7 protein-coding genes and 2 pseudogenes are annotated in these 8,251 nt (G+C 60.8%); 6 read left to right on the plus strand and 3 right to left on the minus strand.

The window, feature by feature from the left end; translation table 11 throughout:
• Positions 1-189: 189 nt before the first annotated feature.
• Positions 190-702, minus strand: a complete 513-nt coding sequence (locus tag QJT78_RS46120) for a DUF6088 family protein (protein WP_225004650.1) — start codon at positions 700-702, stop codon at positions 190-192.
• Between the two features lie 253 nt (positions 703-955).
• Entirely contained in the window at positions 956-1,315 is a 360-nt protein-coding gene (locus tag QJT78_RS46125) for a YiiX/YebB-like N1pC/P60 family cysteine hydrolase (RefSeq protein ID WP_028154490.1), read from the minus strand.
• Positions 1,316-1,450: 135 nt separating this feature from the next.
• Here QJT78_RS46125 and QJT78_RS46130 point away from each other — a divergent pair, with 135 nt between their 5' ends.
• From QJT78_RS46130 to QJT78_RS46150, 5 genes and pseudogenes are all read left to right on the plus strand, one after another.
• Positions 1,451-2,560 carry a radical SAM protein gene (locus tag QJT78_RS46130; protein ID WP_028154489.1) on the plus strand — a complete coding sequence of 370 codons (1,110 nt, stop codon included), beginning with the start codon at positions 1,451-1,453 and terminating at the stop codon, positions 2,558-2,560.
• Positions 2,551-3,141 carry a 3'-5' exonuclease gene (locus QJT78_RS46135; protein ID WP_038945480.1) on the plus strand — a complete coding sequence of 197 codons (591 nt, stop codon included), beginning with the start codon at positions 2,551-2,553 and terminating at the stop codon, positions 3,139-3,141. The genes QJT78_RS46130 and QJT78_RS46135 overlap by 10 nt, the downstream gene beginning before the upstream one ends.
• Positions 3,138-3,734 (plus strand): AAA family ATPase, encoded by a 597-nt coding sequence (locus QJT78_RS46140; RefSeq protein WP_244433443.1) that lies wholly within the window; start codon positions 3,138-3,140, stop codon positions 3,732-3,734. Before QJT78_RS46135 ends, QJT78_RS46140 begins: the two co-directional genes overlap by 4 nt.
• A complete protein-coding gene (locus QJT78_RS46145; protein ID WP_049808043.1) occupies positions 3,731-4,657 on the plus strand; it encodes an aldo/keto reductase in 927 nt (308 codons plus the stop codon). Before QJT78_RS46140 ends, QJT78_RS46145 begins: the two co-directional genes overlap by 4 nt.
• Before the next feature lie 371 nt (positions 4,658-5,028).
• A pseudogene (locus tag QJT78_RS46150) lies at positions 5,029-6,030 on the plus strand (IS256 family transposase); the annotation flags it as partial.
• A gap of 312 nt (positions 6,031-6,342) precedes the next feature.
• Here QJT78_RS46150 and QJT78_RS46155 read toward each other — a convergent pair.
• The gene (locus QJT78_RS46155; RefSeq protein ID WP_193375998.1) at positions 6,343-7,560 is read right to left on the minus strand and encodes an IS110 family transposase; all 1,218 of its coding nucleotides are present in this window, start codon (positions 7,558-7,560) and stop codon (positions 6,343-6,345) included.
• A 264-nt stretch (positions 7,561-7,824) separates the two neighbouring features.
• Here QJT78_RS46155 and QJT78_RS46160 point away from each other — a divergent pair.
• Positions 7,825-8,040 (plus strand): annotated as a pseudogene (locus QJT78_RS46160) (transposase); the annotation flags it as partial.
• Positions 8,041-8,251 lie beyond the last annotated feature (211 nt).

Raw genomic sequence — 8,251 nt, forward strand, 5'->3', positions numbered from 1 at the left:
AAGGCTCCGAAAGCCTTGCTCACGATCCCGCGAAATCGTTGCTCACGATCGTCTGAAATCTCTGCTCACGATCCCCTGAAATCCGCGCTCACGATCCCGCGAAACGCGCACCGAGGCGCTGCGCGGTCGTATTGAAGGCGCTCAACATGGCATCCGTTCCGGCTGCACGGACCTCGTCAAAAGCCTGATTCATGTTTTCCTCACCCTGCTGCGCTTGGCTGATTGCACCTTTTTGGTCGGGTCGTCCCTGGGCCGGGCGCCGGCGGCGAGATGATGACGATGATCATCATCGGCAGCATAGTTGGCATCGACATACCGATCTTGAACATTGGTATCGCCTTCGATCAGCGGCTTGAGGAACTCCCACATCCAGGTCGGAAGCGCGGTCTTGCCGACGTTGATGTCGGCCTTTAGTGGCGGCCCGGTCGGCGGATCGCCGAAAAGCTTGGCTAGCTTCTGTCTAACCCGATCACTCTCGCCTTCGCGGACCAGGAGATCACGCAACCAGTGAAGTGCCTGGATGACGCGCATGGCGGGCCGACCGGCCCAAAACAGCTTGCTGGCTGCGGTTAGACGGAAAGTGATGGTGACGTTGCCGAGCTTGATCGGTTGTTTGCGAGCGTCGGTGTGGACCACGATTTTCGCTGGCACGGCGTCGGTCAGGCCAAGGTCGTTGGCGGCGGTCATGCCGTCGACGAGCATCCGGGCTTGGTCGCGCCGACCGACGGCGTCGTCGGGGGGTGGGCTTCTGGGTCAGCTTGTTGAAACCGAGCTGATCATGCAGCCCTCGGTTAATCCTTCTCAGGTTCTTGGCGTTGGTCAACAATGCTCTCGGACCGCTTGCGGGCGGCTTTAAGAACCCCCGAAGACCTTCGCACCAGCGCGCACCTCGTCCAGATTTCCGACTTCGAGCTACCTGCGTCTGATCAGGAGGTTTCCTTCTTCTCCGCCGGGCTTACGAGAAATCGGGATATTTGGCGGTTTGGCAGCTCGAACTCGCCAAAAGCGGCTGGCAATACCATCTGGAGTTGGCGGCTCGGGCGAAATCGGTGACCTGCCGGATCACCTCCGCACTCAACGGCGTTCGATGCCGCAAGACGACGACAACTGCGTCGTCCTCCAGGAAGAGCCGTTGCAGGTTGCTGGAATGGACACCATGCGCCGTCGCGTCGATCAGCGACGAGTGCTGGACGTAGACCATCGCGTGCGAAATCTCGCTCTTGGTCATGCGCCGGACGGCTTTGCTCACCTTGCCCGGGCCCGCGGTCAGGATGATATCGCCCACTTTCAGGCGTTGAGGATTCAGCTTTTTCATTGGCTCAATCGGATGTCTGCGCGCCGGCGTGGGTTAGGAAAAGTCCAGAAAAAGGCCTTGCGAGATCACAACCTCTCCGTTAAAAGTAACCTCCATGCATTTCCCGATAGAATATTTCGCTGGATTCGTCGAACCATGCCAGTCCTTCGCGCCGCGCCAGCCGACCTTCCGCACTCGCTCCGGAACGTGGTCGAGTATCGAAAATCCGGCCTCAGCCTCAACCATGTCGTGGGCTGCCCGCTCGATTGCGGCTATTGCGTCCGCCATCTCTTTCAGAACTTCGGGATGAAGCAGCCACATCTGGTGGTCAGCGATAGCGAGGCGGTCGATATTTTGACCAACCATTGGGCCTTCCGAGCCGATACGACGCCGATCCAAATCTTCAACCGGGCGACCGAGCCCTTCCTGCCAAGCGTGAAGGACCACCTGTTTGCGACGCTGGAGCTGCTCGACCAACGGGGACTGAAGAATTCAGTGCTTGTCATCACTCGATGGAAAATCGAGGCTGACGATATCGCACGGCTGGAGCGACTGAAGAACATTCGCCTCACCATCCTCGTCACCTGGTCCGGCATCGAGGACGCCAGAGTGGAGCCTGTCGACAGCGCGCATGCGGAAAACTCGTTGCGTGTTCTCCACGACCATGCAGCAAGAACCAAAGCCATTCTCTACTGGAGACCGCTGATCGCCGGACTGAACGACACGGACAATCACATCGGCCGGGCGCTGGCGCTCTCCGAGTATGCCGATGCCACGGTATTCACGGGTCTTTTTCATCGCGCAGAAATCCGCGCGCATCTTCGTGAAGCTGGCGTAGCGGACCTCTATCCGGAGATTGCAAGGCGCAAAATCCTGCCCGCAGAGATCGAGCGGCGCGTGACGGAGGCTTTTGCAGGCAAAGCGCTGTTCCGAAAGACGTCCTGCGGAGTGGCCTATGCACATGGCGCTGCTGATTACAACGGCCATTTCGGAATACGCGAGATTTGCGACATCTGTCCGCAGCAGCAGATTGACCGCTGTGCGCAGACTCACGTGAAACCCGAAGTGTCACGCGTGCGGGAGCTGGCAGCGCTTGCGAAACTTGTGTCCAATCACATATCGATTGACGATCGCCGGATCGAGCTGAGCGGCAGCACTGAGCAGCAGCGCTACTTCATTCAGCACACGCTCAATTATCAGGTCCACGATCGATCGCACCCGCATCTTCACGGGCGGCATGGACGGGCTGAAGTTGGATGGAAATAGATACAGGGCGTTTCTGGATCATCGACGTCGAGGGTAGCGGCAGCTCTCCGCCGGAAATCGTCGAGCTGGCGATGCTGCAGGTCGATCGGCTCGTGCTCACCGAAAACAAACGGCACTGGTTCGTGCGGCCAGAGCACGGGATCAAGCCAGCCGCCACGCGCATCCACGGACTGACAGACGACGATGTTGTAGGGTCTCCGGACATCGCCGACATCGTCGATGACATCATTACGTGGATCGAGGACACGCCGATCGTCGGTCACAATGTAAAAATCGAGGTAGATATTCTGTCGAGGTCGCTCCCCGACTGGAAACCCAGTTCCGCGATCGACACGTTGAAGCTTACAAAGATCCTCAAGCCGGAATTGGCATCGTACGGTCTTGCCAATCTGGGTGTTGAATTCGGCTTGGCCGATGAGGCCGCTAGGCGCACTGACGCAAAGCATCATTCTGCGCTCTACGACGCCACGCTGACTGCCCTTCTCATGATCCATCTGCTGTCGCCCCTGCCCGCCGACGAACGGCGCAGAGTTCTCATGGAAGCGAACATTCTGGATCCAAGACAGGGATCTTTGTTGTGATTTCACCAGCGATGAAAATCGCTATTACGGGCACGCATTCGTCCGGCAAGTCCACGTTCCTGCAAAGTCTAGAGCAGGAGCTCAACGATATGGGTTTGAGAATTCACCGGATCGGCGATTTTGCACCCAGGGCACAAGGCCTTGGCTTTCCGATTTTGACCCAGCATACCTACGAAAGCACGCTCTGGATCATGGCGGAATGCTTGCGGTGCGAAGCCGAGGCCTCGCTTCAGAATGACGTCATTCTGGTCGATCGGCCCGTTATCGATGCGTTGGGATATCTACACGCCGCCTTGCAGGTGTCGGCGCGGACCATCGACAGCCGGCGGTCGGGCGAATTGATGACGATCGTGAAGGCGGATATCCCCGATTACGACATCCTTATCAGAACTGCAGTGGACACTGATATCGCGGTTGGTGAGGGACGGGATTCGGACGCAGCATTTCGCGTGGAAGCGGCGAGCTCGATCGAACGGCTTGTCAACCAGATCGAACCGAAGGCTCTCATCCTGACCTCTGGCAACAGAGACAAAATAGTGGAGCGTGTTCTTGAGAGCGTTCGATCTCGACTGCTGACTCTAAGGCCGCAATGAACCAGGTACCTTGCGACCGCAAGCGCATCGGTTTGGGGTGCATGGCACTGACTGGCATTTACGGCCATATCGCCCGCGATGTTGCCATTGATATCATCCGCCACGCATTCGACATGGGTGTCACCCATTTCGACACGGCCGAGCTCTACGGTCCGTTTGTCAACGAAGAGCTATTAGCTGATGCGCTTGGCTCCCGTCGCACCCGTGTCGAGATAGCCACGAAATTCGGATATCGGCTCGAAGCCGGCAAGATCGCAGGATTGGATTCCCGTCCGCAATCGATTCGTTCAGCCGTGGAAGGGTCGCTGCGCCGACTGCGGCGCGACTACATTGACGTCCTCTATCAGCATCGCCCTGACCCAAACATTCCGGTCGAAGAGGTCGTCGGCACGATGTCGGACCTCGTGAAAGAAGGGAAAGTGCTTGAGCTTGGCCTGTCTGCTACCGATATAGAAACGGTGCAGCGAGCGTCCGCAATACACCGGATATCTTTCGTTCAAAACGAATACTCCCTTATCCAGCGGCAGCCCGAGCAGGGACTACTTGCCTATCTGAACGGCACAGGCACCGATTTCGTGTGCTACTCACCACTTGGGCGGGGCATCCTCGCGCGGATACCCGACGTGGAAGCAAAGCGTTCGCCGACCGACTATCGTAACAAGGACCCCCGCTTCGAACCGACACGTCTGGCCGAGCTCAGCCTTGCTCTCGATCCGCTTTGGGACATAGCGGCTGCTCACTTGGTCAGGCCAGCTACAGTCGCCCTCGCATGGCTGCTGGGGAGGTCACCCAACATCCGGGTCATTCCAGGCGCTACTTCGGTAGAGCAACTGAATGCGAACTTTGCCGCAGCGTCGGTGCCTCTATCTTCGGAGCAGCGAGTTGCCCTCGATCACCTTATGGTTGCCCGAGCCGCAGACTGATTCAGCAAGACTCAACTCTGCGTGCGTTGCCCCGAATTACCATCTACGACTTCTCGCACAATTGCGGGCAGACGAGCTCGCCGCGATCTGCTTCGCGCGTCGGGTTGGATTATTCAGCTATCAAGAGAGCTCAGTGATCGGATCAATGAATGAGTGCGGCAAGTTTCGTCAGCGCTTATTCGACGGATATTCGACGACTTTTCGATCCGAGCTCGGTCGTGTCCCCGGATGTGGTGTAGCTCGGTAGAGCAAAGCCGCCCCGACGCGCGCCCCCCAATAGCGCCGTAGCGGGCGGGCGGCTTTGCGGTGGTCACCGGCAGTTCGCCGGTAGGGTCGGGTTGCTGACACCAACCTGATTCGAGGAACCACCGATGACCGATGAGATGATGAACCTCCGCACGCTCGTGGAGAAGACCCCTGATGCCGATCTGTTGCGCGAGATGATCGGCTTTGCCGCCCAGCGATTGATGGAGCTGGAAGTCGAAGGCCAGACCGGGGCCGCCTACGGCGAGAAGACCCCCGAGCGCCTGGCCCAGCGCAACGGCTACCGCGACCGGACCTGGGAGACCCGTGCCGGCGCGGTCGAGCTTCGCATCCCCAAGCTGCGCAAGGGCTCCTACTTCCCCGGCTTTCTGGAGCCGCGCCGCATGGCCGAGAAGGCGCTCACCGCCGTGGTGCAGGAAGCCTATGTGCAAGGCGTCTCGACCCGCTCGGTCGACGATCTGGTGCAGGCGATGGGCATGAGCGGCATCTCCAAGAGCCAGGTGAGCCGGCTCTGCGCCGAGATCGACGACAAGGTGAAGGCGTTCCTCGCTCGTCCGATCGAGGGCGACTGGCCGTACCTGTGGATCGACGCCACCTATGTGAAGGTGCGCCAGAACGGGCGCATCGTGTCGGTCGCAGTGATCGTCGCGGTCGGCGTCAACAGTGATGGCCGGCGCGAGGTTCTCGGTATGGATATCGGTCCCTCAGAGGCTGAGACATTCTGGACCGCGTTCCTGCGCAAGCTCGCCCGCCGCGGTCTGCGCGGCGTCAAGCTGGTCGTCTCCGACGCCCACGAGGGCATCAAGGCCACCGTGGCCAAGGTGCTCAATGCCTCCTGGCAGCGTTGCCGGGTGCACTTCATGCGCAACGCGCTGGCCCATGCCGGCAAGAGCGGCCGCCGCGTCGTCTCCGCCTTCATCGCCACCGCGTTTGCCCAGGACGATGCCGAGGCCGCTAAAATGCAGTGGCGCAAGGTCTCCGACCAACTCCGTCCCAAGCTGCCCAAGCTTGCCGGCTTCCTCTACGAGGCCGAGACCGATGTGCTGGCCTATATGACGTTCCCGCCGCAGCACCGCACCAAGCTGCACTCCACGGATGAGATGGACAAGCGATTTCTTCGGGGCCGAGACGACGACTGCGGAGATCGCTGTAAGTCCATTCTTTTGTTCGGCTGCGCTGCGGGCCATTCTTCCGTCCCGGCCACCAATCTCGCAGCCGCCGCGCGCCGGGGCGGTCAAGGCTGCCGCGTCTGCGGCCACCGCAAGGCTTGGCCTTGACCGGCCCGAGCACGGCGGCACACTGGCAGTGGAACGGGACTGCATTCCTGGCTAGAATTTGCCATCAGCCGCGATTATGGTTGTTGGGCGCGGGCGACCTCATGGCGAAGCGTGACGCGTCGGCTGCAAGCGTCACCGGACTGCCTATTTTGTCCTGCCGAACTGAGGCGCTCGCGCGCCACTTTTTGGGTGCCGCGACTTCCATTGCGACACGAATCGTTCGTAGCTTTGCTCGGCCTGGGCGGCAATCAACATCTCGCGGTCGCGCAGCGACTTGATGTTGTAGGCATAGGCTGGTCCACGGCGGCTCCCTTTCTGTTGTGGATGTCCGGCTTGAAGTTGCATCGCGCGGGTCTTGTTGGCGACCAGCGCCGGGCGCGCCCACAGGTAATCCTCGCCCTTTGTCAGCAAGTGCCAGCAGAGCACAGTGAGCTTCCGAGCCACGGCCACCGCGGCGATCTGATGGCCGCGCCGGGCGCGGATGCGTACGAAAAAAGCATGCAGTGGACCGGGCGCCTTGGCCGCTGCCCAGGCCGCTTCGACCAGCATGGCGCGCGCATGACTGCGGCCGATCTTGCTGATACGGCCGTGGTGGGCTGCTCCCAACCCGGACTGCCGCACCCGCGGGTTCAGCCCGAAATAGCTCACCAACTTCTGCGGGCTGTTGAACCGGCTGATGTCGCCGATCGCCGCCACGATGCCGGCGGCGACCGCCAGGTTCACGCCGGTGATCGTCATCAATCTGTTGACCGCGGAATCCTCGATTGCGTCCCGCGCGATCTCGCGGTCGAGCAGGACCAGGTCTTCCGCCAGCCGGTCAAGCTCACGGACATGCCGGTCGATGGCCGCTCGCTCATCGTCCGGCAACTGTTGAGCGGCCAACCATGCCCGGCCGCGGGCGTTGAAAAGATCGGCATGCGGGCACTTCGGGATCAGGTGCGCGTGCAGGATCGAATGCACCGCGTTCTTGAGCCGCGTGCGATGCCGCACGACCTGGTAGCGCCGCGCCACCAGCCTACGCTTGCGCTCGGTCTCCGCGTCAGGCGTCCAGATCTGCGGCAGGTATCCCGCCGCCTGCAGACTGGCGAGCGTGCCGGCATCGATCTTGTCGGTCTTGACGTGAGCCTGGGCGATCGCCTTCACCTGCAACGGATTGGCGATGATCCCCCGCGCCACGAATGGCGCCAGAACCCGCGACACCGCCAAGCTGTTACCAGTCGCTTCGAGCACCACCTCATCACCGGCCAGCAGGGTTTTGCCAAATCCCTCCAGCGCAGTCCGCGTCATATCAATGCGCCCCGCATGTCGAAGCCTGCCGTTCTCCCAAAATACCACCTCCCCGAAGGTTCGGTGGACATCAATGCCAATTATCCGTCGCATTCGCACCTCCTCTGCCGAACACATGACGGGAGCTGCGGGCGACACGACAACTACGGATTCGCGCTCGCGGCGCAACCGGGCGAGTCGCAGAGGCGGCCAGCTACTAACTCGAGCTCTCGGCTCATCGTGTGCATCGGCCTGCCCGCACTTCGTGCTCCCGGTGCCTCTGTCCCGATGGTCGCACCATACGCCACGATGTAGGAACACCGCAGCGGAACGTTGGCACCGAGCCATCTCATACCGGTTACCAACCCGATCGAGCGCCTCAACGGCGAGATCAAGCGGCGCACCGAGGTCGTCGGCATCTTCCCCAATGAAGACGCCATCGTTCGCCTCATCGGCGCGATCCTGCTCGAACAGAACGATGAATGGGCCGTCCAGCGTGCCCGCTACATGACGCTGGAAACCATCGCGCCGTTGAGCGATGGTCCCACCGTCAGCCTTCCGGCTATCGCCAGCTGACCAGTCCGGCTCCTGCCGGCAAACGCGGTGCCCCGCCGCCTGCTACACCACGCTAGGGGACACGATCCCGAGCTCTCACTCGTTGAAATTTCTGGCGCTCCCTAGCCCGTCCTATTCGTGAGAGTGCGGCTTTTGGGCCCGATTGATGCGGCCGCACATCTTGTCTGACGAGGCGCACAGGATTGCCTTCGGCTTTTCGCCGCCTGACGAC

It is taken from the genome of Bradyrhizobium sp. Mp27 (assembly GCF_029953005.1).
GTDB classification, from domain to species: Bacteria; Pseudomonadota; Alphaproteobacteria; order Rhizobiales; family Xanthobacteraceae; genus Bradyrhizobium; species Bradyrhizobium barranii.